Source organism: Pseudomonas sp. NIBRBAC000502773 (assembly GCF_006517195.1).
Lineage (GTDB): Bacteria > Pseudomonadota > Gammaproteobacteria > Pseudomonadales > Pseudomonadaceae > Aquipseudomonas > Aquipseudomonas marginalis.
In genome coordinates this window covers 1155196-1181690 of the sequence record NZ_CP041189.1, presented here as the reverse complement: position 1 = coordinate 1181690, position 26495 = coordinate 1155196, and the positions used below count along the sequence as shown (strand labels likewise).

At 63.0% G+C, this 26495-nt stretch carries 20 protein-coding genes; 15 read left to right on the top strand and 5 right to left on the bottom strand.

What is annotated here, in order from left to right; translation table 11 throughout:
• Positions 1-57: 57 nt before the first annotated feature.
• On the bottom strand, positions 58-2424 hold the full coding sequence (gene bamA, locus NIBR502773_RS05265) for an outer membrane protein assembly factor BamA (protein WP_065940330.1): 2367 nt from the start codon (positions 2422-2424) through the stop codon (positions 58-60).
• Positions 2425-2620: 196 nt separating this feature from the next.
• Here bamA and NIBR502773_RS05260 point away from each other — a divergent pair, with 196 nt between their 5' ends.
• The 9 genes from NIBR502773_RS05260 (at position 2621) to NIBR502773_RS05220 (ending at position 12606) form a co-directional block, all read left to right on the top strand.
• A complete protein-coding gene (locus NIBR502773_RS05260) occupies positions 2621-3304 on the top strand; it encodes a response regulator transcription factor (protein ID WP_141155567.1) in 684 nt (227 codons plus the stop codon).
• A complete protein-coding gene (locus NIBR502773_RS05255; RefSeq protein ID WP_141155566.1) occupies positions 3301-4584 on the top strand; it encodes an ATP-binding protein in 1284 nt (427 codons plus the stop codon). The genes NIBR502773_RS05260 and NIBR502773_RS05255 overlap by 4 nt, the downstream gene beginning before the upstream one ends.
• A 57-nt stretch (positions 4585-4641) precedes the next feature.
• The gene (locus NIBR502773_RS05250; protein WP_141155565.1) at positions 4642-5079 is read left to right on the top strand and encodes a hypothetical protein; all 438 of its coding nucleotides are present in this window, start codon (positions 4642-4644) and stop codon (positions 5077-5079) included.
• 256 nt (positions 5080-5335) lie between these two features.
• Positions 5336-6004: a GntR family transcriptional regulator gene (locus NIBR502773_RS05245; RefSeq protein ID WP_141155564.1), complete on the top strand. Its 669-nt coding sequence runs from the start codon at positions 5336-5338 to the stop codon at positions 6002-6004.
• 64 nt (positions 6005-6068) lie between these two features.
• The gene (locus NIBR502773_RS05240; RefSeq protein ID WP_115486950.1) at positions 6069-6875 is read left to right on the top strand and encodes an ABC transporter substrate-binding protein; all 807 of its coding nucleotides are present in this window, start codon (positions 6069-6071) and stop codon (positions 6873-6875) included.
• Positions 6876-6887: 12 nt separating this feature from the next.
• Positions 6888-7664 (top strand): amino acid ABC transporter permease, encoded by a 777-nt coding sequence (locus tag NIBR502773_RS05235; protein ID WP_027607402.1) that lies wholly within the window; start codon positions 6888-6890, stop codon positions 7662-7664.
• 2 nt (positions 7665-7666) lie between these two features.
• Positions 7667-8446, top strand: a complete 780-nt coding sequence (locus NIBR502773_RS05230) for an amino acid ABC transporter ATP-binding protein (protein WP_053129053.1) — start codon at positions 7667-7669, stop codon at positions 8444-8446.
• Between the two features lie 21 nt (positions 8447-8467).
• A complete protein-coding gene (locus NIBR502773_RS05225; RefSeq protein WP_141155563.1) occupies positions 8468-10078 on the top strand; it encodes a gamma-glutamyltransferase family protein in 1611 nt (536 codons plus the stop codon).
• A 122-nt stretch (positions 10079-10200) separates the two neighbouring features.
• Positions 10201-12606, top strand: coding sequence for a TonB-dependent receptor (locus NIBR502773_RS05220; RefSeq protein ID WP_141155562.1), 2406 nt, complete (start codon positions 10201-10203; stop codon positions 12604-12606).
• A gap of 111 nt (positions 12607-12717) precedes the next feature.
• Here the strand turns inward: NIBR502773_RS05220 and NIBR502773_RS05215 are convergent, their stop codons facing one another.
• Genes NIBR502773_RS05215 through NIBR502773_RS05205 form a run of 3 tightly spaced genes read right to left on the bottom strand, consistent with a single transcriptional unit; the run spans position 12718 to position 17163 of the window.
• A complete protein-coding gene (locus NIBR502773_RS05215; RefSeq protein WP_141155561.1) occupies positions 12718-13650 on the bottom strand; it encodes a sulfonate ABC transporter substrate-binding protein in 933 nt (310 codons plus the stop codon).
• Entirely contained in the window at positions 13647-14978 is a 1332-nt protein-coding gene (locus NIBR502773_RS05210; protein WP_141155560.1) for an LLM class flavin-dependent oxidoreductase, read from the bottom strand. Before NIBR502773_RS05210 ends, NIBR502773_RS05215 begins: the two co-directional genes overlap by 4 nt.
• 1 nt (position 14979) lies before the next feature.
• Positions 14980-17163, bottom strand: coding sequence for a TonB-dependent receptor (locus NIBR502773_RS05205; RefSeq protein ID WP_141155559.1), 2184 nt, complete (start codon positions 17161-17163; stop codon positions 14980-14982).
• 209 nt (positions 17164-17372) lie between these two features.
• Between NIBR502773_RS05205 and NIBR502773_RS05200 the strand changes: the two genes are divergently transcribed.
• Positions 17373-18395 carry a LacI family DNA-binding transcriptional regulator gene (locus NIBR502773_RS05200; protein WP_115486957.1) on the top strand — a complete coding sequence of 341 codons (1023 nt, stop codon included), beginning with the start codon at positions 17373-17375 and terminating at the stop codon, positions 18393-18395.
• A 29-nt stretch (positions 18396-18424) separates the two neighbouring features.
• Positions 18425-19039: a TetR/AcrR family transcriptional regulator gene (locus tag NIBR502773_RS05195; RefSeq protein WP_115486958.1), complete on the top strand. Its 615-nt coding sequence runs from the start codon at positions 18425-18427 to the stop codon at positions 19037-19039.
• A 458-nt stretch (positions 19040-19497) separates the two neighbouring features.
• Here NIBR502773_RS05195 and NIBR502773_RS05185 read toward each other — a convergent pair whose 3' ends face one another.
• Complete coding sequence (locus tag NIBR502773_RS05185) at positions 19498-22248, bottom strand: glycoside hydrolase family 3 protein (RefSeq protein ID WP_141155558.1); 2751 nt, start codon at positions 22246-22248, stop codon at positions 19498-19500.
• A gap of 507 nt (positions 22249-22755) precedes the next feature.
• Here NIBR502773_RS05185 and NIBR502773_RS05180 point away from each other — a divergent pair.
• From NIBR502773_RS05180 to gspG, 4 genes are all read left to right on the top strand, one after another.
• On the top strand, positions 22756-22989 hold the full coding sequence (locus NIBR502773_RS05180; protein ID WP_141155557.1) for a hypothetical protein: 234 nt from the start codon (positions 22756-22758) through the stop codon (positions 22987-22989).
• Between the two features lie 128 nt (positions 22990-23117).
• The gene (gene gspE / locus NIBR502773_RS05175) at positions 23118-24848 is read left to right on the top strand and encodes a type II secretion system ATPase GspE (RefSeq protein WP_141155556.1); all 1731 of its coding nucleotides are present in this window, start codon (positions 23118-23120) and stop codon (positions 24846-24848) included.
• Positions 24845-26047 carry a type II secretion system inner membrane protein GspF gene (gene gspF, locus NIBR502773_RS05170; protein ID WP_141155555.1) on the top strand — a complete coding sequence of 401 codons (1203 nt, stop codon included), beginning with the start codon at positions 24845-24847 and terminating at the stop codon, positions 26045-26047. Before gspE ends, gspF begins: the two co-directional genes overlap by 4 nt.
• Before the next feature lie 20 nt (positions 26048-26067).
• The gene (gspG, locus tag NIBR502773_RS05165; protein ID WP_024076412.1) at positions 26068-26493 is read left to right on the top strand and encodes a type II secretion system major pseudopilin GspG; all 426 of its coding nucleotides are present in this window, start codon (positions 26068-26070) and stop codon (positions 26491-26493) included.
• Positions 26494-26495: the final 2 nt, after the last annotated feature.

Sequence of the window (26495 nt, the reverse complement as noted above, 5' to 3'; positions counted from 1 at the left end):
CCGCATAGGTGCTCTGGTACGGCGTTTCTTTACAAAAAAGGATACCTAGGCGCGCAATCAAAACGTCTGCCCCATGGAGAACTGAAACACTTGCTTGTCCGCGTTCTCCGGCGTGCGAATCGGATACGCCAAATTCACACTCAGCGGCCCCAGCGGGCTGTACCAGGTCACCCCAACTCCCACCGAACTGGCCATCTGGCCCAGGTCCACGCTGCCGCAGCCCTGTGTCGTGCTGAGGTAGCACTTGTCCGAATACACCGTCCCCACGTCCCAGAACAATGAGGTGCGCACGGATTTGTTGTCTTTGATGAAGGGCACCGGGAACAGGTATTCCGCGCCGCCGGTTATCAGGATATTGCCGCCCAGCGACTCGGTGTCCCGGTCCGAGTAGTACGCCTGCCCGGCACTGGCGTAGGCACCGGTTGCCGGGGTGTTGCGCGGGCCGAGGGTGCCGCTTTCAAAGCCGCGCACCGTGCCTTCGCCGCCGGCGGTGTAGGTTTCATAGAAGGGCAGCCCGTCCGTGGAGCCGTAGCCGCTGCCGTAGCCGAGCTTGGTGTGAAAGCGCAGTGATGTGTTGTTGCTGACAGGCAGGAACGTCTGCCCCGTGTAGTCGATTTTGTAGAAACTCAGGTCGCTGCCGGGCACCGTCACCATCAGGTTGAGGTTTTGCGAATGCCCGCGAGTCGCCAGCACGCCTTTGTTCAAGGTCGATTCCGACCAGCCAAGGTTGGCCTTGAAGTTAGTGAATTCCTTGCCTTCGCGCTCGATAAAGTCGTAGATCTCGTCGGCGCTGTAGGTGCCCGGTTCGATGCTGTCGTGTTGTACGGTCAGGCCAAAGTTCAAGCGCGAGGTTTCATTGATCGGGTAACCGAGTGTGGTGCCCAGGCCAAAACTATTGATGGCGTAATAGGAAACCCCGTCATCGTAGTACTTGTTGTAGTCGGTCTTGCTGTAGAACGCGTTGTAACCCAGGCTCACCCCGTCGGTGGTGAAGTAGGGATCGGTGAAACCGATGTTGTACTTGCTCTGGTAGGACGAGCGGGTCAGCCCCAGGCTGGCGTAGTTGCCGGTGCCGAGGAAGTTGTTCTGGGTGATCGAGCCGCCGAGGATCAGCCCCGAACTCTGGGCAAAGCCGACGCTGGCGGTAATCGAACCGGACGCCTGTTCTTCCACGGCGTAGTTCACATCCAACTGGTCGTCGATGCCCGCCACCGCAGGCGTCTCGACGTTCACCTCCTTGAAGAACCCCAGGCGCTCCAGGCGCACCTTGGACTGATCGATCAGGTAGGTTGACGCCCAGCCACCTTCCATCTGGCGCATCTCGCGACGCAGCACTTTGTCGTCGGTCTTGGTATTGCCGCGGAAATTGATGCGATTGACGTAGGCCCGCTTGCCGGGGTCGACGGAGAACGTGACGTCAACCGTGTGGTCTTCATCGTGGGCCTGCGGCACGCCGTTGACGTTGGCGAACGTGTAGCCTTCATTGCCCAGGCGGCGAGTAATAAGCTCCGAGGTGGTGGTCATCAGTTTGCGTGAGAACACCTGGCCCTTCTGCACCAGCAGCAAGGACTGGACCTGGTCCTGCGGGACTTTCAGCTCACCACTGAGCTTCACCTCCCGCACCGTATATTTCTGGCCTTCCTGGATGTTCACGGTGATGTAGACGTGCTTTTTGTCCGGCGTCATCGAGACCTGGGTCGAGGTGATATCCATGTTGATATAGCCACGGTCCAGGTAATAGGAACGCAAGCGTTCAAGGTCGCCCGACAGCTTCTCCCGTGCGTATTTGTCGTCGTTCTTGAAAAACGACAGCCAGTTGCTGGTTTTGAGGGTGAACTGGTCGATCAGGGCATCGTCGGGGAACACCGTGTTACCCACTACGTTGATGTGCTGGATCGATGCCACTTCACCTTCGTCGATCTTGATTTTCAAGCCCACGCGGTTACGCGGCTGAGCCACCACCTGCGCGTCGACCGACGCCGAGTACCGGCCCTGGGCAACGTACTGGCGCTGCAACTCGTTGCGTATCCCTTCCAGGGTGGCGCGTTGGAAAATTTCGCCCTCGGCAAGGCCCGATTGCTTCATGCCTTTCATCAGGTCATCGGTGGCAATCGCCTTGTTGCCCTCGAACTCGATACTGGCAACCGAAGGACGCTCGACTACATTGATGATCAACACATCGCCTTCGCGGCTCAGTTGGATGTCCTGGAAGTAACCGGTCTTGAACAGCGCGCGGGTCGAGTCCACCAGGCGCCGGTCATCCGCTTCGTCGCCGACGTTCAGGGGTAATGCCCCGAACACGCTGCCCGCAGAGACCCGTTGCAGGCCGTTGATTCGAATATCCGAGATTTTGAAGCCTTGGGCGAGTGCCAGTGAGGCATTGAGCAGCAGCGCAACCGAGCAGAGCAGGCGCGAAAAATTCATCAAGATCTTTTCCAGAACACATCGACAAGCAGCGCCGGCACGCATGGACAACTCGCCGCGCGGCCGGACTGGTGAACATCCAGCATACGAGCGAGGGGCGTTTGGTGCGGTTAACCGAATGTCAAGTTAGGTAAAGTTTGGCCTGGGATGCCGATGCCGGGCCGATAATGCGCAACCCCCCACCGACGAGCCCGAGATGATCCGCGTACTGTTGGTTGACGACGACCAGGAACTGACTGACATGCTGAGCCAATACCTCGCGCGCGAAGGCTTTGAGGCCACGGCCGTGCACACGGGGGAGGAGGGCGAGGTGGAGGCGCTGTCGGGGCACTACAGTATTGTGGTGCTGGACGTGATGCTGCCCCAGCGCTCGGGCATCGAGGTGCTCCGGCGCATCCGCGTCGTCAGCCAGGTACCCGTAGTGCTGCTCACCGCCCGTGGCGACAACATCGACCGCATCACCGGCCTGGAACTCGGCGCCGATGATTACGTACCCAAGCCCAGCTCCCCCGGCGAACTGGTCGCGCGCCTGCGCGCCATCATGCGCAGGGTGCAGCCGGTGGGCCAGCCGACCACCGAAGTGATCACGACCGGCGCGCTGGTGTTGTGGCCCGGCAAGCGCCAGGCCCTGTGGAACGGCCTCGAGCTGGGTGTGACCAGTACCGAGTTCAGCCTGCTGGAAGAGCTGGCCCGCAGTGCCGGCCAGGTGGTGAGTAAAAAGGATCTGTCACTCAATGCCCTCGGTTGCCCGCTGACCCGCTACGACCGGCGCATCGACGTGCATATCAGCAGCATCCGGCAAAAACTCGGGCCGCGCCCGGACGCCAAGGCCTGGATCCAGAGCGTACGTGGCCTCGGCTATTTGTTGATTGCCGAATGACCCGGCCCAGCCTGCTGTTCTGGAAACTGTTCCTGGCCTTCTGGCTGGCGACCACCTTGACCTTCCTGGTGGGCGTCGGCGTGCTTGAACTGGGCCGTTTCCAGCCGAATGACCCGCATGTGGAAGCCATGCTGGCGGCCGAAGACAAGCTGTTGCAAACGTTCGGTGTCGAGGCGGGCGGCCAGCTCCTGGCGGTGTGGGAGCGCCCGGCGGATGAGGCCATCGGCGTCTACAACAGTGCCGGGCAATTGCTGATAGGTGGGCCGGTGACGCAGCCGGCCTATGAGCGAGCGGTCGTCAGCAAGGAAGGCCTGGCGCTGTCGATCAGGTCCACCCACACGCCCGGTAACCCGCCCGGCCGGCCCTGGCACCAGATTCCGCTGATCATCGGCACATTGATGAGTGCGCTGTTCAGCGGCTACATGGCCTATTACCTGGCCTGGCCCCTGGCTTACCTGAAGCGCGCCATGAGCGACGCGGCCCACGGACGCTTCGAAACCCGGGTCAAGCCGGCCATGGGCAAGCGTCGCGACGAGATCGTCGACCTGGCGGAAGACTGCGACCGCATGGCCAACCAGTTGAAGGTGCTGGTGGAGGCCCAGCAACAGCTGCTGCACGACATCTCCCATGAACTGCGCTCCCCGCTGACGCGCATGCAGGCGGCCATCGGCCTGTTGCGCCAGGACGCCGCCCGCCTGGAAATGCTCGAACGTATCGAGCGCGAATCCGAGCGCATGGACACCCTGATCGAAGCGTTGCTGACCCTGGCCCGCCTGCAAGGCCGTCCGGAAAGTATCGAGCGCGAGCCCGTGGATATTGTCGAATTGCTGGCGATGATCGTTGAAGATGCGCAGTTCGAAGCCGGCATCAAAGGCTGTCGCGTGCACCTGCAGGCGTGCCCGCCGTTTATCGCCTGCGTCAGCGGTGAGTTGTTGTACCGCTGCTTCGAGAACGTGATCCGCAATGCCGTGCGCTACACCCGGCCGGACACCACCGTGTGCGTGTCGGCGCAGGTCAACCCTGACGCGACCCGCCTCACGGTACAGATCACCGACCAGGGGCCGGGCGTCGACAATGACCGGCTGCGCAGCATTTTCCAGCCGTTCGAACGTGGTGTGGGCGATGCCAGCGTGGGGTTTGGCCTGGGGCTGGCCATTGCTGCGAGGGCCGTCCAGATGCACGGCGGCCACATCCTCGCGCGCAATGAGCCGGGCAGCGGGCTGACAGTGGAGATCACCCTGCACAGCGCGCGATCTTTACACGACATTACACTGGCTTGACCGCCCTGTACGTCGCGCCTCATTAGACTTGTCGCCATTGATTGAGTGGAGGTGGCGATGTTTCAGGTGCATAAAAAGGGCTTCGTGCCCGGCAGGAAAATGGTCGACGGCCTGGTCCCTTACGACTTCTTTTGCGAAGACAGCCCGGCGATCAATCTGTTTGTGTTCACCGGCGCCGCTACGCCGGGCGCCACCGTCGAAGAACAGACCCTGTGGGGCTTCACGCGGTTGGAACGTTTCGAGGCGATGAGCCACGCGTTGGTGAGCAACCAGCGGCATGCCGGCTGGTTTCAGAGCGTCAATGTGCTCACCGGGCCTAACCAGAACGGCACGCAAAGCGTGAAGTTCCAGCGCGTGCTGAAAATCATCAAGCACGCCAGTCCGGCCCGCAAGGCCGACTACGAGATCCTCACCGACGAAGGCGACACCTATTTCACCCGCCACGCGGTCGGCGAAAACAGCGCGCAAACCGTCATCTATTCGGTCGAGCCATAACGCCAGCGGTGGGCTGGATTCGCCTCAAGCAAAAGCATCTCACCCACGTCCTGCTTGTTACTTCCGCCCACCAATGGGGCATCTTCTGCGCCATTGGGTAGCAAATTCCCACGCGACTTTTCAACGCCAGCGCCAGCTTTTTCCCTTCTATCCGATCTGAATCAATCACTTGGCTCCTGGCCCAGGCCGTTGGCACGCATTCTGCTTTTTTTGTATTCGTGGATAATTGGATACAAAAATTCAAAAGGTGCTGCCGATGCAATTCGCTCCCGCTTACGTTGACCGCCAGCCCCTCACTGCCGAGGAGGAGGCCTACAACTTTCTGCTCGATGCCATTTGCAGTGGTCGCTACCGCAAGGGCGACCGGCTGATCGCCGAAGACATCGCCAGCGAGATCGGCATGAGCCGCATGCCGGTGCGCGAAGCCTTTCGCCGCCTTGATGCCCAGGGCCTGGTGACCTTGCGGCCCAACCGTGGCGCGATCGTCAGCGGTCTGGATATCGATGAGTTGCACGAAGTGTTTGAGATGCGCAGCGCCCTCGAAGGCCTGGCGGTGCGCGTGGCCGTCGGCCGTATCGGTGAGCGTCAACTCGCGGCCCTGGAGCGCATGCTCGACGCGATGGACGACTACCGCGATGAGAGCGCCGCCTGGGTCAGCCGCCATCGCGCGTTCCATGAATACCTGTGCAGCCTCAGCGGTCGCCCGCGCCTGATGAAGCAGATTTCGGCGTTGTACTCGCTGGTCGAGGCGCCTATGCGCTTGTGGCTGCAGCACGGTGAAAAACCCCTCAGCGCCCGCCAGGAACACGCGGTGATCCTCGATGCGATCCGTGCCGGTGACGCCGCCCGCGCCGAAGCCGTGGTGCGCGAACACATCGAAGGCACCGTGCCGGCACTGATCCAGTTCCTGCAAACCGAACAATAAGAAACACCCGCTGTGTTTTGACTTTAGTCCTGCCCCGTTATTCAACGAACTGGAGTGTCTGGTCATGCATAAATGCCGCGCCTTGCTGGTGGCTGTCTCCTTCGGTCTCTGTGCACAAGGGGCCTTTGCTGCGCCTCAAGTGCCGGATCGTCTGCAAAAAGTCGACAAACTTGTCTATTGCTCGGGGATGGATTCCCCGCCCCTGGTGTCCTTCGACGAAGCCCAGAAACCCCGCGGGCTCACCGTCGACCTGGGCCTGGAAATCGCCAAGCGCCTGGGCGACAAGCAAGTGCAATGGCGGGTGATCCCGTTCTCTGGCCTGGTGCCGGCGTTGCTCGCCCAGCAGTGCGACATGATCGTCGACCAGTTGTTCGACAAACCCGAGCGGCGCCAGGTGATCGACATCGTCAACTACATGTATTCCAGCCAGTCGGTGGTGGTGCCCAAGGGCAACCCCAAGGGTATCAAGGCGCTGGATGACCTGTCCGCGCACAAGGTCGCGGTGCTCAACGGCTCAACCATCAAGACCCTGCTTGATGCCCACAATGAAAGCCTGGCCAAGGCCGGCAAGCCCCCGATGAAACTGGTGGTCTACAACACCGACACCGACGCGTTCCAGGCCCTGCGCATCAGCCAGGTCGACGCCTACGGCACCACCGTGGAAACCGCCGGCTACTACGCGGCGATGGCCCCGGACCTGTTCCAGGAAGGCGTGCCGGCGTTCAGCCGCATCCTCACCGGCCTGGGCATACGCAAGGACGACCCGCAACTGACCGCCGCCGTGCAGCAGGTGATCAGCGATATGCGCAGCGATGGCAGCTATGTGCAGTTGCTGAACAAATGGCATGTCAGCAGCGACACACTCGACTGAGGTTCTACAACAATGAATTTCAATTGGGATGTGTTCTGGCAGTACCTGCTGCAGCCCAGTGGGGTTTACCTCACGGGGCTGTGGCTGACCTGCCTGATCAGCGTACTGGCGATGCTGCTGGGCTGCGCGCTGGGGCTGGCGGCGGCGTTGTTGCGCTTGTCGAAGAACCCGCTGTTGCATCTGCCGGTGCGTTTTTACGTGTGGCTGATGCGCGGCACGCCCTTGCTGGTACAGATCGTGTTTCTGTACACGGCGCTGGCGGCGGGCGGGATTTTCCGCTTCGAAGATATCGAATTGTTCGGCCTGATCGTCCCCGGCAATATCCAGGCGGCGATCATTGCCCTGGGCCTCAACGAAGGTGCCTATATGGCCGAGATCATCCGTGCCGGCATCGGCGCGGTGGACAAGGGCCAATATGAAGCCGGGCGCTCCCTGGGCATGGGCTTCGCCAAGTTGATGCGGCGCATCGTGCTGCCCCAGGCGTTCCGGGTGATCGTGCCGCCGCTGGGCAATGAGTTCAACGTGATGCTCAAGAACACCACCCTGGTCAGCGTGATCGGTGTGCAGGAGCTGCTGCTCAGCACCCAGATGATCACCTCGGCCACCTTCCGGGTGTTCGAGCTGTACCTGGTGGTTGCCTTGTACTTCCTGACGCTGACTACCCTCTGGGGCTTTTTCCAGCGCTGGCTCGAAGCCCGTTTCAGCCAGTCCGACCGGCCTTCCGCGCCACCACCGGCAGCCAGCCGCATGTTCGGGCGCAGCACCCTGAAACTGCTGAGGGGACGATAACCATGGCGCACCAAAGTGAAGAGCTGATCATTGAGGCACTGGATATTCAGAAGTCGTTCGGCGAGTTGCAGATCCTCAAGGGTATCTCGCTGCAAGTACGGCGCGGCGAAGTGGTGGTGCTGATCGGCGCCTCGGGCTCGGGCAAGACCACCTTTATCCGCTGCATCAACCTGCTGGAAGACATCCAGGGCGGGCGCATCCGCGTCAACGGCCGCGCCATGGGCTATCGCGAGCGCAGCGACGGCAGCCTGGTGCGCGATTCGGAGCGCAACATCGCCCGCCAGCGTCGCGACATTGGCATGGTGTTCCAGCGCTTCAACCTGTTCCCCCATATGACGGCGCTGGAAAACATCATTGAAGCGCCGATCCAGGTCCTCGGCACGCCACGTGCCGAAGCACTGGAACAGGCCCGTGGCCTGTTGGCGCGGGTCGGCCTGGCGGACAAGGCCAGCCATTACCCGTCGATGCTCTCCGGCGGCCAGCAGCAACGGGTCGCCATCGCCCGCGCCCTGGCGATGAAACCCCAGGCCATGCTGTTCGACGAACCCACCAGCGCCCTCGACCCGGAAACCGTCGGCGAAGTGCTGCAGGTGATGAAAGAGCTGGCCGAGGAGGGCATGACCATGGTGGTGGTCACCCATGAAATGGGCTTTGCCCGGGAAGTGGCAGACCGCGTGGTGGTTCTCGACCAGGGCGAACTCATCGAACAAGGGCCGCCGGAACAGATCTTCAGCCACCCCAGCCATCCCCGTACCCGGGCGTTTCTCAGCCGTGTGTTATAACTTTTTTGAAGAGCCTTTGCCATGTTGAAATTTTCTGCCCACGAGTACCCCTATCCGTCGCAGCGCCAGAGCGTATTTGCCCGCCGTGGCATGGTCGCCGCGTCCCAGCCCCTGGCCGCCCAGGCCGGTATCGAGATCATGCAAAAGGGCGGCAACGCCATCGACGCGGCCATCGCCACGGCGGCCGCGCTCACGGTGGTGGAGCCCACCGGCTGCGGCCTGGGCGGCGATGCGTTTGCCCTGGTGTGGTGCAAGGGCCAGTTGCATGGCCTGAATGGCAACGGCCACGCCCCGGGCGCCTTGAGTGTCGAGGCGGTCAAGGCTGCCGGGCACGACCGGATGCCGCTGTACGGCTGGACCCCGGTGACCGTGCCCGGCTGCCCATCGGCCTGGGCGGAGCTGTCGCAACGCTTCGGCAAGCTGGCGTTTGCCGAGTTGCTGCAACCGGCCATCCGCCTGGCCCGCGAGGGTTTCCCACTGTCACCGGTGGTTGCCCATCAATGGCAGATCTCCTTGAACGAGTTCAGCCCGCACCGCGATGAAGTGCTGCAAGCCTGGTTCGACACGTTCCTCATCGATGGGCGCGCACCCCAAGCGGGCGAAATCTTCCGCAATCCGGCCCAGGCGCGCACCCTGGAAGAACTGGCCGCCAGCCGTTGCGAAAGCCTGTATCGCGGTGCCCTGGCCGCACGCCTGGACGCCCACTCACGGGCCACCGGGGGATACCTGCGCGCCAGCGATCTCAAGGACTACCGCGCACAGTGGGTGGACCCGATCCACATCAATTATCGCGGTGTCGACGTCTGGGAAATTCCGCCGAGCGGCCAGGGCCTGGTGGCGCTGATGGCGCTGAATATCCTCGAAGGCTTCACCTTCGATCACCGCGACAGCCAACAGACCTGGCACCGCCAGCTCGAGGCCATGAAGCTCGCCTACAGCGACGGCCTGCACTACATCACCGACCCGCTGCACATGCGCGTGGCCGTGGCCGACCTGCTCAGCGACGACTACAGCGCCCGTCGTCGCAGCCAGATCGGCGAGCAGGCACAGGCGCCCAAGCCCGGTGACCCGCACGCCAGCGGCACGGTGTACCTGGCCACGGCGGACGCCGAAGGCAATATGGTCTCGTTCATCCAGAGCAACTACCACGGCTTCGGCTCCGGCGTGGTGTTGCCCGACAGCGGCATTGCGCTGCAGAACCGTGGGCAGGAATTCAGCCTCGACCCGACCCACGCCAACTGCCTGGCAGCAGGCAAGAAGACCTTCCACACCATCATCCCCGGCTTCCTCACCAAGGACGGCCAGGCCCTGGGCCCGTTCGGCGTGATGGGCGGCTATATGCAGCCCCAGGGTCACGTACAGATGGTGATGAACCTGGTGGACTTCGGCCTCAACCCCCAGGCCGCACTGGATGCGCCGCGCTGGCAATGGCTGGGCGACATGAAGGTCGGCATCGAGCAGGGTGCCTCCCGCGACCTGGCCAATGCCCTGGCCCGGCGTGGTCACCATGTGCAGATCGCCAGCGACCTCACCGACTACGGCCGTGGGCAGATCATCCTGCGCGACCCGGTCAGCGGCGTGCTGTGCGGCGGCACCGAACCGCGTGCGGATTCCCATATCGCGGTATGGTAACCAGGGCAGGGCATGGCGCCGCCATTGCCCTGTCATTTTGAAAAAAGTTGGTCGAAGCCTGTCCCCTTTTTTCACCTCGCCTGTCATTCCAGGCAAGTGAACAAAATCGAGAGCTTCTTCCAATGCCCGCAGTCCACCCCTTGCGCTTGCGCCCGTTGCTCAAACTGAGCCTGATGCTGAGCCTCAGCGCCAGCCCCTTGTTCGTCCCCGTCAGCTATGCCGAAGACAGCGCCGCGCGCCGCAGCTACCAGGTGCCGGCCGGCAGCCTGAGTGCGGCGTTGACCCGTTTTGCCGGGCTGTCGGGGGTCAACCTGTCGGTGGACCCGGCGCTGGTCAGCGGGCGCAGCAGCAGCGGCTTATCCGGCGAATATGGCGTGGAAGAAGGGTTTGCCCGCTTGCTGCAAGGCTCCGGCCTGCAATTGCAGCCCATGGGGGAGCAGGCCTACATGCTGGTGCCGGTGCCGGAGGGCGGCAGCCTGGAGCTGGCGCCCACGTCGATTCTCGGTACCACCGGCCTGTACGACGGCGACACCTACGCCGGTGGCCAGGTGGCGCGGCGTGGCTCGCAAGGCCTGCTGGGCACCCGGGACTTCATGGAAACCCCGTTCAGCATGACCACCTACACCCAGGACGCGGTGAAAAACCAGCAGGCGCGCACCCTCGGCGACCTGATCGCCAGCGACCCGTCGGTACGCGCCACCAACCCGGCCGGCGGGCGGTATGAGCAGTTCACCATTCGCGGCTTCAGCCTGTTCAACAGTGATGTGTCGTACAACGGCCTTTACGGCGTGCTGCCGACCTACACCATCGACATGGAGATGGCCGACCGCGTCGACATCTTCAAAGGCCCCACCCAGTTGATCAACGGCATCTCGCCGCGCGGCAGCGTGGGCGGCGGGATCAACGTGGTGCCCAAGCGCGCCACCGACAAGGACATCACCTCGTTCACCGGCACCTGGGCCTCCGACAGTCAGGCCGGCGGTGCGGTGGACGTGGGCCGGCGTTTCGGTGAAGACAACAAATTCGGCCTGCGCTTCAACGGCGTGAAGCAGTCCGGCGATACCGAATGGGACCATCAGAGCGTCGACCGTGAGATGGCCGTGCTGGGCCTGGATTTTCGTGGCGAGCGCCTGCGCCTTTCCACCGATATCGGCCGCACCGAGCGCGATACCGATGCGCCGCAGGAGCGTGTGCAAGTCGCGGCTGCCGCGCCGGTGCCCAGCGCCAACGATGTGCGCCGCAACTATGCGCAGTCCTGGAGCAAGGCGCGCACCAAGGACACCTTCGGTACGCTGAATGCCGAATATGACCTCAGCGATTCGGTGATGCTCTACGGCGGTGTCGGCGCGCGTAAAAGTAACCATGAGTTCCTGCGCCATGCTGTTTCGGTGACCAATGCGGCCGGTGATTTCACCGTGCAGCCACGGGACTTCACCCGCGATGAAAACGTCCGCACCGCCACGGCCGGTGTGCGTAACTGGTTCCACACCGGGCCGGTGAGCCATGAGGTCAACCTGGCCGCCAGTTACTTCTATATGGACTTCACCAACGGCGGTGCGCGTTATGCCAACGCATCGAGCAATCTCTATAACCCCGTGCAAACCCCGACGCCGTCGGTGGCCACGCGCCAGGATGCGAAGGTTTATACCGAGAACAAGTTCAGTGGCGTGGCGTTGTCCGACACCCTGGGTTTCTTCGATGACCGCCTGTTGCTCACCCTCGGTGCGCGCTGGCAGCGCGTGATCGTGGATGACTGGAGCGACGGCATCAAAGGCGACACCAACTACGACGAAGAAAAGATCTCGCCTTCGGGCGGCCTGCTGTTCAAAGCCACCGACAAGCTGTCGCTGTACGCCAACTACATGGAAGGGTTGAGCCAGGGCAAGATCGCCCCGTCCACGTCGCGCAACGAAGACCAGATCTTCCCGCCGTTTATCAGCCGCCAGGTGGAAGTCGGCGCCAAGTATGACGCCGGCGCCTTCGCCGTCACCGCCGCGGTGTTCCGCATCAAGCAACCGGCCTACGAGACCAACGCCACGTCGCGGCTGTTCGGTCCCAATGGCAAACGCCAGAACACCGGTGCGGAGCTGAGCGTGTTCGGCGAACCCCTCAAGGGCGTGCGCCTGCTCGGCGGCGTGATGTACATCGACAGCAAATTGAAGGACACCACCAATGGCGCCTGGGACGGCAACCGCGCGCCGGCCACCCCCAAGTACAACGTCAACCTCGGTGCCGAGTGGGATGTCCCGACCCTCGAAGGCCTGACCCTGACCAGCCGTGGCATCCACTCCAGTTCCCAATACCTGGACCAGTCCAACGTCAAGGAAATCGACGCCTGGAACCGCATCGACGTCGGCGCCCGCTATGCGTTCAAGGTCGATGACAAGCACATCACCCTGCGGGCGAATGTGGAAAACGTCGCCGACAAGCGCTACTGGAGTTCGGCCGGCGCGTCGGATGACAGCGAGCCGGGGCTGACCCTGTCGACCCCGCGCACCTATCTGCTGTCTGCCACCGTCGACTTCTAGACGCGGATTAAAAATGTGGGAGGGGGCTTGCCCCCGATTGCGGCGGTTCAGTTGGAGCATCCTTGACTGACACACCGATATCGGGGGCAAGTCCCGTCCCATATTTGGATCTCAGTTGGCTTCGGAACTCCACACGGCCTTCTTCACCTCAATGGCCTTGGGCAACAACCGATTCTGGAAAAACAGATCCGCCGTCGCCTGCTGCGCCTCAATAATCTTGTCATCAATCGGCAAAATCGGCGAAGGCGGGCGGTTGTCCATATAGCGCGCAACCACCTCGGCGGGCAGGCCCATGAACTCGGTCAGTACTTTCAAACTGTCTTCGCGCTGGCTGCGGGTAAGGGCTTCGGCGGCGGTGAGCTCGTCGAGCAGGTCATGGATAAAGGGCCCATTGTCCCGCGCATACTCGCGCCGGGCGCTGTACACCGGACCCGACAAACCCAAGCCTTCGCCATTGGCCAGCACATGGCTGGGGCTCTGGCTCAAGGCGAGTGACGAGTAGGGCTCCCAGATCGCCCAGGCATCGACGCTGCCTTGTTCGAACGCCGCTCGCGCATCGGCCGGGGGCAGGTACACCGGTTGGATGTCCTTGTAGCTCAGGCCGGCGTTGTTCAGCGCGCGCAGGATCAGGTTGTGGGAGCTGGAGCCCTTCTGGAACGCCACTTTCTTGCCCTTGAGGTCCGCGACCGAATGCAGCGGGCTGTCATTGCGCACCAGGATCGTCTCGGCGCTGGGCTTGGGTGGTTCGGCGCCGATGTAGACCAGGTCGGCCCCGGCGGCTTGGGCGAACAGCGGCGGGATGTCGCCGGTGGAACCCACATCCAGTGCCCCCACGTTCAGCGCTTCAAGCATCTGCGGGCCGGCGGGGAATTCGATCCACTTCACCTCCGTCTTCGGGAAACGCTTTTCCAGCAGTTCATGTTGCTTGGCGAGGACCAGGGCGATGGAGCCTTTTTGGTAGCCGATGCGCAAGGTGGCGGGGTCGGCGGCCAGGGCGGTTTGCGTCACCGCCAGCAGGGCCAGGATCAGTGCTGGAAACTTCATGCTTTACCCTCTGTAAAACGATGGGCCGGGCGCGCCAGGCCGAGGTTTTCGCGCAAGGTGGAACCGCTGTATTCAGTGCGAAACAGGCCGCGCCGCTGCAGCTCGGGCACCACCCCTTGCGCGAAATCTTCCAACCCACCCGGCAAGTGCGGCACCAGGATATTGAAACCATCGGCCGCGCCGTTTTCGAACCAGTTCTGCAGCTCATCGGCAATCTGCGCAGGCGTGCCGATCAGGCTGTAATGCCCGCGTCCCCCGGCAATTCGCCGACCCAATTGTGCGAGGGTCAGTTGCTCACGGTTGGCCAAGTCGCTCAGCAGTTGCTGGCGACTGCGTTGCCCGCTGTCGGTCAACGGCAGCGCCGGCAACGGCCCGTTCAGCGGGTAGCCGGACAGGTCGAAATTGCCCAGCATGCGCCCCAGCAACGCGACGCCCACCTCAGGTTTGACGAGATCCTGGAACGCCTCGAATTTGGCCTGGGCCTGGGCCTCGGTCGCCCCGACCACCACAAACACGCCGGGCATGATTTTCAGCGAATCCGGCCCGCGCCCGTACCGGCTCAAGCGGCCCTTGAGGTCTGCATAAAACGCCTGGGCATTGGCCAGCGAGGTCTGTGCGGTAAACACCACCTCGGCGGTCTGCGCGGCCAGCTCACGGCCGGCTTCGGACGAGCCGGCCTGCACGATCACCGGTTGGCCCTGGGGCGAGCGCGCCACATTCAGCGGGCCCTTGACCCGGAAGTGTTCGCCCACGTGGTCCAGCACATGCAGCTTCGTCGGATCGTAATAGTTGCCGCTGGCCTTGTCGCGCACAAAGGCATCGTCTTCCCAGCTGTCCCATAGCCCGGTCACCACCTGATGAAACTCCCTGGCGCGGCTATAGCGTTCGCCATGGCCGAGGTGTTCGTCGCGGCCAAAATTCTGCGCTTCGGCGGCGTTGTCCGAGGTCACCAGGTTCCAGCCCGCACGCCCGCCGGACAGGTGATCCAGCGAAGCGAACTTGCGCGCCACATGGTAGGGCTCGTTGTAGCTGGTGGTCGCCGTGGCGATCAGGCCGATGTTATCGGTCACCGCACTCAGCGCCGAGAGCAGGGTGAGCGGCTCGAAATGGTCCGAGCGCGCCATATGGCTGGCGATCTCACCGGTGGCGGCGGCGATGCTGTCGGCCACGAACAGCGCATCGAACTTCGCCGCTTCGGCCACCCGCGCCAGGTGTTTGTATTGGGCGAAATCCAGCCCGGCATCCGCCGGGACGTCCGGGTGGCGCCAGGCGGCGACATGGTGCCCGGTGGCCATGAGAAAGGCGCCGAGTTTCAGTTGACGGCTCATGCTAGAAATCCTTGCGCAGTTGCACGCCGAAGTAACGCTCATCGTCACGGGGTACGGCGCGGTAGATGTAGTTGCCGCCACTGGCCAGCAGCGGTGAGTAGGACTTGTCGGCGAGGTTCTTGGCCAGCAACGCCACGCGCCAGCCGTTGCTGTAGTCGGCCAGGGCCACGCTGGCGTTCCAGATGCCGTAGGCGCCTTGCTTGGTGTCGACGTTCTGGCTGATGTCGTACTGCACTTCGCTCTGCCAGCTGTAGTCGGTGCCCAGTTCGATGTCCAGACCGTTATCCAGCGGGATCGTGTAGTCGGCGCGCACGTAGCTTTTCCAGTCGGGGCTGAAGGGCAGTGGCTTGCCATTCACGTTGCACGTCGCCGCTGCACCGGCCGGGCAGGCGAACTCATCGATGCGCGCACGGGTGTAGGCCAGGGCGCCGGAGAGCTTGAGTTGCTGGGTGGCCTGCAGGGCGTAATCCAGCTCGACGCCTTCGGTGCTGACGCTGCCGGCGTTGATCAGGCGGGTCACGACCTGGCCGGCGACGGTGTCGAAAAAGTTCGCCTGGTAGTTGTCGTAGTCGCTGTGGAATACCGCCAGGTTGGTGGTCAGGCGGTTGTTCCAGGCGGTGGCCTTGATCCCGGCTTCCCAGGTGTTGGAGGTTTCCGGCTTGAGCGCGTCGGTGTCGCGCGGCTGCATATTGAAGAACACGTTGTAGGCCGGGCCCTTGTAGCCGCGCGAGTAGGTGAGGTAGCTGGTGACACTGTCGCTGAGGTCGTACTGCACCCCGAGGCGGCCTGACCAGCCGTCTTCGTCCATCGAGCCGGAGCTGGAGGTGGCCGGTTGAATCCCGCTGACCGTGGTGGCCGAGGTGGAGACGCGGCGGTGATCGTATTTCAGCTCATCGTGGGTGTAGCGCAGGCCGGCGATGCCACGAAAGCGCGAGGTGAAGTTCAGCGTGGTCTCGCCGAACACCGCGTAGCTGTCGCTGGTGGTGCTGTAGTCGGCGATGCCACGGTCGGTGCGCGTGGTGGTGGTCAGCGTACGCTGATAGGTTTCCTCGTCCTTGCCGTGCATGTAGAACAGGCCGCCGACGTATTCCAGGAACTCACCCTTGGGCGAGGCCAGGCGCAGTTCCTGGGAGTATTGGTCGAAAGCCAGCTCGCCCTTGTCGGCGGTGCCGGGGAAGGCGCCAGTCACCGTGCCGAGGCGGTCGCCGTCCTGGTACTGGGTGTTGTCCCAGCCGCGCCAGGCGGTGATCGAGGTCAGGGTGTAGTCGCCGAGGTTCCAGTCCAACTGAGCGGACAAGCCTTTATTGGTGTCCTCGACATGGCTGCGCGTATCGGTGTTGATGTCGCGGTTGTCGCCGGAGGCGCGCACCGGGCTCAAGGCATTGCTGAAGGCCGGGCTCAGGGACTTGCTGACCACGCCATTCGGCGCGTCGTCGTGGGACTGCATGTAGTCGGCGATCAGGGTCAGTTTCACGTCATCGTTGGGGGTGAATTCCAGCTTGCCGCGGATGCCCTTGTGGTTGTAGCCGTTGACCTCCTGGCCGTTGTGCTGGTTATCGACGTTGCCGTCGTAGCTGCCGAACAACGTGCTGATCGAGCCTTTGAGCACCTCCGGCACCAGGCTGCCGCCGATGCCGAAACGGGTGCGGCTTTCGTTGCCGCTGTAGTACGCCTGGTCGATATAGCCGTGGGTCTCGGCGCTGGGCGCCTTGCTGGTGATGTTGAGCACGCCGGCCGAGGCGTTCTTGCCGAACAAGGTGCCTTGCGGGCCGCGCAGCACTTCGATGCGTTCCAGGTCCAGCAGGTCGAGGGTGGCCTGGCCGGGGCGCGCATAGACCACGCCGTCGATCACCGTGGCCACTGTCGGCTCCACCCCAGGGGAGGTGGAAATGGTGCCCACGCCGCGCACGAACAGCGAGGTGTCCTTGTTCGAGGCGCCGGTGCGGAAGTTCAGCGACGGCACTTGCTGGGCGATGCTGGCCACGCCGTTGCGGTTGTCGCGCTCCAGTTGTTCGCCGTCCAGCACCGAGACCGCCACCGGGACTTTTTGCAGGGATTCTTCACGCCGGGTGGCGGTGACCGTCACCGCTTTGAGCGTGGGTTCCTGCTCGTCGGCGGCAAAGGCGCCGGGCACGGGGAGGGCGGTCAAACCGGCGAGAAGGAATAAGTGCGTGTGCCTGTGCATGGTGTGTTCGCTCGAAAAAATGCCCTGAACCGCTGCGGTTCTTACGACCGTCAGCGCCTGTGGAAACTGCCTTGGGCATTCGCTTGAGCGAGTAGCAGACAGCGCGCTTTGTTAGCGCTAACATCGGCATTATTGGTAGCTCGGGTTTAGAGCGTCAAAGACTTAAAAATTATTCCTATATTCTTTTTGGTTGTTAGCAGGATGGTCCCGTGAGCGAAGACAAACCGCGTAAACGCCGTGGCGCCGGGCGCGTCACCTTGAACACCGTGGCCCGCCAGGCCGGGGTGTCGGCGATCACCGTGTCGCGCTACTTCAACCAGCCGGAGCAGGTCTCGCCCGAGCGCCGCGAGCGCATCGCCGAGGTGGTGGCTGAGCTGGGTTATGTGCCCAACCTGGTAGCCGGCGGGCTGGCATCGGCGCGGGGGCGGATCGTGGCGATGGTGATCCCGAACATCTCGGGGCCGATCTTCGCCAACACGATCCAGGGCTTCAGCGACACCCTCAGTCGCCATGGGTATCAGCTGTTGCTGGCGTCCAGTTACTTCAGCGCCGAGCAGGAAGAAAGCGCGGTGCGCGCGTTCCTCGGCTGGTCGCCGGCGGCGCTGGTGTTGACCAGCCGCTTCCACAGTGCAGGCACCGAAAAGATGATCGCCGACACCGATATCCCGGTGGTGGAAACCTGGGACTACGTGCCCGAACGCGCGCCGGTGCAGATCGGTTTTTCCCACTACGACGTCGGCGTCACGGCCGCGCGCTACCTGCATGGCAAGGGCTATCGGCGCATGGCCTTCGTGCAGAACAGCGCCACGGGCGACTTCAGCGCGCTGGAGCGGGGTGATGGGTTTGCCGCGACCCTGATCGAACTGGGTGTACAGCCCCGGGTCTTCGTCCCGGACGCTGACAGCGCGCCGTTCGAAGCCGGCAAGCAGGCGATGCAAGCCCTGATGAACCACGCCACCCCACCTGACGCGATCTTCTTCGCCAATGACAACCTCGCAGCCGGTGGTTTGCTGGCGGGGCAGCGTTCCGGGTTAAAGTGCGCGGTGCTTGGGTTCGGTGACTACCCGTTTGCCGAAATGCTGTTGCCCAGCCTGAGTACGATCAAACCGCCGGCCCTGGAGATCGGCGTACTGGCGGCAACCCGCGTGCTGGAAAGCCTCGGCGTGTTGCCGCATGCCGTACAGCGTTTGAACCTGTTGGATTGCCGCTTGATCGAACGGGAAAGCGCCTGAGCTTTTTTATCGCCCACTAGGACCTGCCCATGACCGAACCCGCCCCCAAGACCCGCCGCGCCCCCAAAGGTGAAAAACGCCGCGAAGAGCTGCTGGACGCGGCCCTGCAGGTGTTCTCCCTGGAAGGCTACAGCGGCGCCTCGATGGCCCAGGTGGCGGCGATCGTGGGTATTTCGGTGGCCGGGCTGCTGCATCATTTTCCCAGCAAGATCTCGCTGTTGATGGGGGTGTTGCAGCGTCGCGATGAGGTCAATCAACGGATTGCCGATGAGGTACGTGCGGAGAAAACCCTCAATGGCTTGCTCGGCAGCCTGCGTGCGATCAATCGTTCGAATGCCACGGCACCGGGCGTGGTGCGCGCGTTTACTATCTTGAATGCCGAAAGCCTGCTGGACACCCATCCGGCCTGGGCCTGGTTCCAGGCGCGCTATGCGGCGATTCACCAGCGCATGCAGGGGCAGTTTGCCGACCTGGTGGCGGCGGGGGAGGTGCGCAGCGATGTGGACATCGCCGGGCTGGTGGAAGAAATCCTGGCCATGATGGATGGCCTGCAGATCCAGTGGCTGCGGTTTCCCGAGCAGGTGGACCTGGTGGCGCGGTTTGACGGCTACATCGCGCGGGTCGAGGCAGCCATCAGAACCTGAGTCGAACACAGTCAACATGTGGGAGGGGGCTTGCCCCCGATGGCGGCCTCTGGGCCGACCATCTGCTGGGGTTGGAATGAGTACATATCCGTTGCTGCGGTAACGGCTACTTAGGGTTCCGCTCTTACAGCGGGTCACTTTTGGAAGAGCGCCAAAAGTAACCAAAAACGCTTCGCCCCCACCACTCGGCACCTCGCCTAGGCTCGGTGTGCCCGTAATCCGACAGTGATGTGGGGGGCCGCCGCCACGCGCCATCCATGGCGCGGGGCGGCTAAACCGGCATCCCTGCCGGTTTACCCCCCAAATCACTATCGAATTCCGGCCAGCGTGGTTTAACGGGGCGCCTGAGATCAAGATCAAGATCAAGGGCGGCTCGCTTCGCATCGTGGTTAGCGTTGGCTGCTACACAGTTGTGTAGATACCCATGCTCATCGGGGGCAAGCCCCCTTCCACAGGGATCAGTTGCCGGTGGCACTGCCCTGGCTGCTGTCATCGCTCATGTCGTAGCCATCACCGTCGCTGGTGCCGCTGTCGCCTTCGTTTTGATGCAGCACACCGCCGGTCTTCACCGTCGATTCACGCAGCGTCGAGTTGAGCGCCGAGCGCGGCAGCGGGTTGCTGGTGGTGGTCGACAGTTCCTGGCGGAACGGGTTGACCAGCTTGGCGTTCAGGCGAATATCCTGGGACGACGCGCCCACCGACAGGTTGAAGCTGTCGGCATCCACCACCCATTGCTTGCTCGCTACGTCGTAGTAGGCCAGCGAGCGATCGTTGAGCTCGATGGTCACGCGCTTGCTCTCGCCCGGCTTGAGGAACACCTTCTTGTAGCCCTTGAGTTCCTTGATCGCGCGTTCGACTTTCGGGTTGTTCTGGCCCACGTACAACTCGGCCACTTCGGCGCCCGCGACCTTGCCGGTGTTGGCCAGGTCGAACGACACCTTGATCGGCGCACCGGCCACCGCCACCCCAGGGGTCACGCTGATGTTGCTGTAGCCGAAGGTGGTGTACGACAAGCCGTAGCCGAACGGGTAGAGCGGCTTGATGCCCTTTTTCTCGTAGCCGCGATAGCCCAGGAACAGGTCGTCCTTGTAGCTCATCTCGGCCAGGGTTTCCTGGTTGTCGAACTTGGGGAAGGTCGCGTAGATCGGGTTGTCTTCGATGTTGCGCTCTATGCTGATCGGCAGCTTGGCCGACGGGTTGACCTTGCCCAGCAGGATCTCCGCCAAGGCCTGGCCGCCGTTCTGCCCAGGGTAGAACGCATGCAGCGCAGCCGGTACCTGGTCGATCCAGTCGCTCATCTTCAGGCCGGTGCCGCCGTGCAGGGTGACCACGGTATTCGGGTTGACCTTGGCGATGCTCTGGATCAGCAGGTTCTGGTATTCGGGCAGGTCGAAGCTGTGGTCGAAGCCTTCGCCTTCGTACTCATTGCTGTTACCGGCCGCGACCAGTACCGCGTCGTACTTGGCCAGGTCCTGCGGTGCCACCAGCGACGCCCAGCTCATCTGCACACCGACGAGGCCGCCCATGGTCGACAGGTAACCGTTGCGACGTGAGTATTCCAGCTTGATGTCGACCGGTTTGCCGGCTTCAAGGTTGACCTTGGCAAACACCGGGATGGTCGGCGGAATGCTGTTGTTCGGCAGCGGTTTGCCGTCGCCGTTGTCGAGGACTTTCTTGCCGTTGACGTAGAGGCGCACGGCGCCGTCGGCACGCACCTTGAACACCTGCTCGCCGCTGACCGTCGGGGTGATCTGGCCGCTGTAGCGAATCGAGGTGGCGGCGGTATCGCCGTTCACCGGCAGGCTGTCGGTGGACCAGTCCAGGTCGACATGGGTGTCGGTGCGGCTGGCGGCCGGGTCGCCGGACCAGTTGGTGTTGCTGAAGAACTCGGTCTTCAGGCCTTTGACGCTGTTGCCATTGCTGTCGGCATGGGTCCAGGTCGAGGTGGCCGGGTCCAGGGACAGCCCGTCGATGAACTCGACCTTGGCGCCTGGCGCCAGTTGCTGCAAGCCGCTCAGCTCACTGATGTAGTTGGCGGCCATGACGTTGGCGCTGCCAAAACCGGTAGGCGGCGCGTACTTGGCCAGGGTGCCGACCACGGCGATGCGCTTGACCTTCCTGGCGTCCAGCGGCAGCAGGCTGTTCTGGTTTTTCAGCAGCACGATGCCTTCGCGGGCGGCGTTCAGGGCCACGCGGTTGCTGGTGGCGCTGTTCATGTTGTGGCTGGTCAGCGGCGCCTTGCTGTCGAACTTGTACAGGTAGATCTGCTTGAGGATACGGCGCACCTTGTCATCGATGGTCGCGCTGCTCAGCTCGCCGCTGTCCAGGTACGGCTTGAGGATGGTGCTGTTCATCTGGTAGCCCATCATGTCCAGGTCGGTACCCGCCTGTGCCGCCGGCAAACCGTCGACCACTGCGTTGTAGTCGCTCTGCACGAAGCCCGGGTAGCCCCATTCAGTCTTGAGGATGTCACGCATCAGGTGCTTGTTCTGGCACGCGAACTCGCCGTTCACCTTCTGGAAGGCGCACATCATCATCGCGACCTTGCTGTTCTTCGAGGCGGACTCGAACGGCGGCAGGGTCATCTCGCGCAGCACGCGTTCGCTGATGATTTCATTGAGGTGGAAGCGGTTGCTTTCCTGGTCATTGGCGGCGAAATGCTTGGCATTGGCCCACACGCCACGGGACTGAATGCCGTTGATCACGGCCGGCGCCAGGCTGGCGCCGAGGAACGGGTCTTCACCGGACAGGTATTCGAACGCCCGGCCGCTGTACGGCATGCGGTACAGATTCACACCAGGGCCGGTGACGAACTGATAGCCGCCGCTGGCGGTGTCATAGCCCAGGGCACGGCCCAGGTCGATGGCGCGCCGTGGGTTCCAGCTGGCGGCCAGGTTCGGCCCCGACGGGTAGACCACGCCCTGGGCGTTGCCTTCGCTGGTGTAGCGCACGCCCACACCGCCATCGGCGCCGTGGATCTGCGGGATGCCGTACTGGGTCAGTGGCTTGACGTCCCAGCCACCGGTGCCGCCGATGTAGGCGAGTTTTTCTTCAAGGGTCATCTTCGCCAGGGTCTTGTCCGCGGCTTTTTCCGCGCGGCTGACCCGGCCTTCATCCAGGGCCGGGCTGGTGGCTGCATGCACCTGGGACACGGCCAGTGCCAGCAGGGCGAAAGCCGACTGTGCACCGATCATTTTGCGTTTATTCATGGGTCTCTCCGACAACAGTTCAGTAAACAGGGCGCGCCGAGAAGTGCGTATTGCACTGCACCTCGTCACTTTTTTTCGGGCAATAGTTGCCCGTGATCGCAATTTTTAACCGATGGCTAATTGCAACTATTTGGCGAATTTCGCAGTTTTATAAGTGTAATAATTGTATTAGTTATTGTTGTGGATAGTGTCTAAGCGATATCACGAGATGGCATTTTGAACCGCTAAAACCGCATAATTAAGGCAATTCTTGCGGTTATAAGTCAAACGAAAGCTAATTTTTGCGTGAAATAAGAAATATTTTCTTACCTTTCGGAACTAAGGCTAAACCTACCAGTCGATTGGTTTAAGAAAATTTGTCGAGTCGTGGCTAACTAGTGGCATTGCTCGGTAGTTCTAAAGTGCCATGTTTACACAAGCTGTCATACACAACGCTTTGGTGTAGGGTCTTGATCGAGTTCAAGGCGCCACTTGGGCTATCTGCTGTTTTTGATCTGGAGAAAGTTGATGAAGATTTCCCTGTTGGGTGCCGGTGTTGTATTGGGCGTTGCGCTAACGCTAAGTGGCGCGGCGATGGCGGCCGAGTCCACGGACGCCGATGCGAAATCCGGCGCCGCCGATTCCACGGTGTTGACCCAGGCCCACGATGCCAAGGCCGTCAAAAAACAGAAGGCTGAAACCACCAAGGGTGGGCGGCCGCTGAGCCAATCTGCTACCTCTAAAACAGCGCCAACCAAGTAAGCCTGACCCCCTGTAGGAGCGAGCTTGCTCGCGAAAGTATTCCAAGCGCATCGCGGCGTCGGATGTACCTTTTTCGCGAGCAAGCTCGCTCCTACAGGGGGCTCATATAGCCCCTCAGATTTTTACCCATGCCCAGCCCTTCAACGCCCATCGATGCCTGCCAACTGCACATCCCGCACACCGAACAGGTCTGCGCGTGGCTGATGCAGCACGCCGGCTTGAAAACCGTTGACCTGGAGCGCGCCCGACGCTTGTCCCAGGAGGGGGGTGACACTGAATTACTAGGCCTGCTCACGCGCCTGGGGCTGGTTTCCGAAGTGGAATTGGCCCGTGCCTGGGCCGACCTGCTCGGCGCACCGCTGCTGTTGGCCGATGCCGCGCCGCCGCTGCTGGACCCGTTGCCGGTATTGACCGAGCGCTTCATGCGCCACTACCAGGTGGTGCCCGTGGGCTGGAGCCAGGGCGGCCTGCGGGTGCTGGCGGCCAACCCGTCGCTGGTGTATCCGTTCCAGGCCATGGCCTATGCCTGTGGCGTGCCGGTGTGGCTGGCGGTGGGGCCGCGCAACGAAGTCGAAACCCTGATCGAGCGCTACTACGGCCAGGGCCGTTCGGCCATGGGCACCCTGATCGAAAACCTTGACGAGCAGGGCGGTGCCCTCGAAGACATCGAACACCTCAAGGACATGGCCTCCGAAGCGCCGGTGATTCGCCTGGTTAACCTGATCCTGCAGCGCGCGGTGGAACATCGCGCCTCGGACATTCATATCGAACCCTTCGAAAACCAGCTCAAGGTGCGCTACCGCATCGACGGCGTGCTGCACGACGCCGAGGCGCCGCCGTCCAGCTCTTCGGCAGCGGTCATTTCGCGGGTGAAGATCATGGCGCGCTTGGACATCGCCGAGCGGCGCCTGCCCCAGGACGGGCGCATCATGCTGCGCATCCAGGGCAAGGAGCTGGACTTGCGGGTGTCCACGGTGCCCACCAGTTTTGGCGAATCGGTGGTCATGCGTTTGCTCGACCGCCAGACCGTGCAGTTCGATTTCCAGAGCCTGGGCTTTGATGGCCAGCGCCTGGAAACCTTCCTCGAAGTGCTCGAACGGCCCCACGGCATCCTGCTCGTCACCGGGCCCACCGGCTCGGGCAAGACCACCACCCTGTACACCGCGCTGTCGCGGCTCAATACCGCCGAGCGCAAGATCATCACCGTCGAAGACCCGGTGGAATACCAGCTTGAGGGCATCAACCAGATCCAGGTGAAACCGGCCATCGGCCTCGACTTCGCCGGCGCGCTGCGCTCCATCGTGCGCCAGGATCCGGACGTGATCATGATCGGTGAAATCCGCGACCTGGAAACCTGCCGCATCGCCATCCAGTCGTCCCTCACCGGCCACCTGGTGCTCTCGACCCTGCACACCAACAGCGCGGCGGCGAGTATCACGCGCTTGCTGGACGTGGGCGTCGAAAGCTACCTGATTGCCTCGACCGTCAACGGCATCCTCGCCCAGCGCCTGGTGCGGCGCCTGGACCCGGCCACCCGTGAAGCCTTCGAAGCACCGGCGGAGTTGATCGCCGAACACGGCCTCGACCGCTTTACCGAGCAGCGCCCGATCCTGCTTTATCGCCCCCGCGCCGATGCGCCGGGCGGTGGCTACCACGGCCGCAGTGCGATCACCGAACTGCTGGTGATGAACGACGAACTGCGCAGCCTGTTGATGCGCCAGGCCGACGCCGCCACCCTCGAACAGGCCGCCCGCCGTGGCGGCCTGCGCACCTTGCATGAAGAAGGCCTGCGCCAGGCCGTGGCCGGTGTCACCTCACTTGAGGAAGTGCTGCGCGTCACCCGGGGAGAGGGCGCATGAGCCTGTTCAAATACCGCGCCCTCGACAGCCAGGGCCAGGCGCAAAACGGCACCCTCGAAGCCAAGGACCAGGATGCCGCCGTCGCCGCGCTGCACAAGCGCGGTTTGCTGCTGTTGCAGATCGAGGTGGCGGGCGCCCAGGGCCTGCGCAAGGCCTTGGGTCGGGGCCAGTTGAACGGCGCGGCGCTGGTCAGTTTCACTCAACAGTTGGCCACGCTATTGGGCGCCGGCCAGCCGCTGGAACGCTCCCTGGGCATCCTGCTCAAGCAGCCCGGCCAGCCCCAGACCCGTGCGTTGATCGAGCGTATCCGCGAACAGGTCAAGGCCGGCCAGCCGCTATCCAAGGCGCTGGAGGCGGAGGGCGGCCAGTTCTCGCCGCTGTACTTGAGCATGGTCCGCGCCGGCGAGGCGGGCGGCGCCCTCGAAGACACCCTGCGCCAGCTCAGCGACTACCTGGAGCGCAGCCAGTTACTCCGGGGCGAAGTGATCAACGCGCTGATCTACCCGGCGTTTCTGGTGGTCGGCGTGCTCGGTTCGCTGGCCCTGCTGCTGGCCTATGTGGTGCCGCAGTTCGTGCCGATCTTCAAGGACCTGGGCGTGCCGATTCCGCTGATTACCGAAGTGATCCTGGACCTCGGCCAATTCCTCGGGGCCTACGGCCTGGCGGTGCTGGCCGGGTTGATTGTCGGCGCATGGGCCCTGGCCGCGCGCCTGCGCGATCCCCAGCGCCGCGAACGTTATGACCGCCGCGTGCTGGGCATCCGCATCATCGGCCCGTTGCTGCAACGGGTCGAAGCCGCCCGCCTGGCCCGCACCCTCGGCACGCTGCTGAGCAACGGTGTGGCGCTGCTGCAAGCGCTGGTGATTGCCCGCCAGGTCTGCACCAACCGCGCCCTGCAAGCCCAGGTCGCCCAGGCCGCCGAGTCGGTCAAGGGCGGCGGCACCCTGGCCAGCGCCTTCGGCAGCGAGCCGCTGCTGCCCGACCTGGCGTTGCAAATGATTGAAGTCGGCGAACAGGCCGGCGAACTCGACAGCATGCTGCTCAAGGTCGCCGAGGTGTTCGACGTGGAAGCCAAACGCGGCATCGACCGCCTGCTCGCCGCGCTGGTGCCGTCCCTGACCGTGGTCATGGCGGTGCTGGTGGCGGTGATCATGCTGGCGATCATGCTGCCGCTGATGAGCCTGACCAGCAATATATGAACCCTTAAGGAAACACGCTGATGCGCCATACCCGATTCAAGCCCGCCCGCCGCCAGGGCGGTTTTACCTTGCTGGAAATGCTCGCCGTGATCGTGCTGCTGGGCATTGTCGCGACCATCGTGGTGCGCCAGGTCGGCGGCAATGTGGACAAGGGCAAATACGGCGCGGGCAAGGCCCAGCTGGCCAGCCTGAGCATGAAGATCGAAAGCTACGGCCTGGACGTCGGTTCGCCGCCCAAGACCCTGCAGCAACTGGTCGACAAGCCGGGCAACAGCGCCGGTTGGGCCGGGCCGTATGCCAAACCGTCGGACCTCAAGGACCCGTTCGGTCATGCCTTCGGCTATCGCTTCCCCGGTGAGCACGGTGCGTTCGACCTGATTTTCTACGGCCAGGACGGCCAGCCCGGCGGCGAAGGCTACAGCGCCGACCTGGGCAACTGGGAATAACC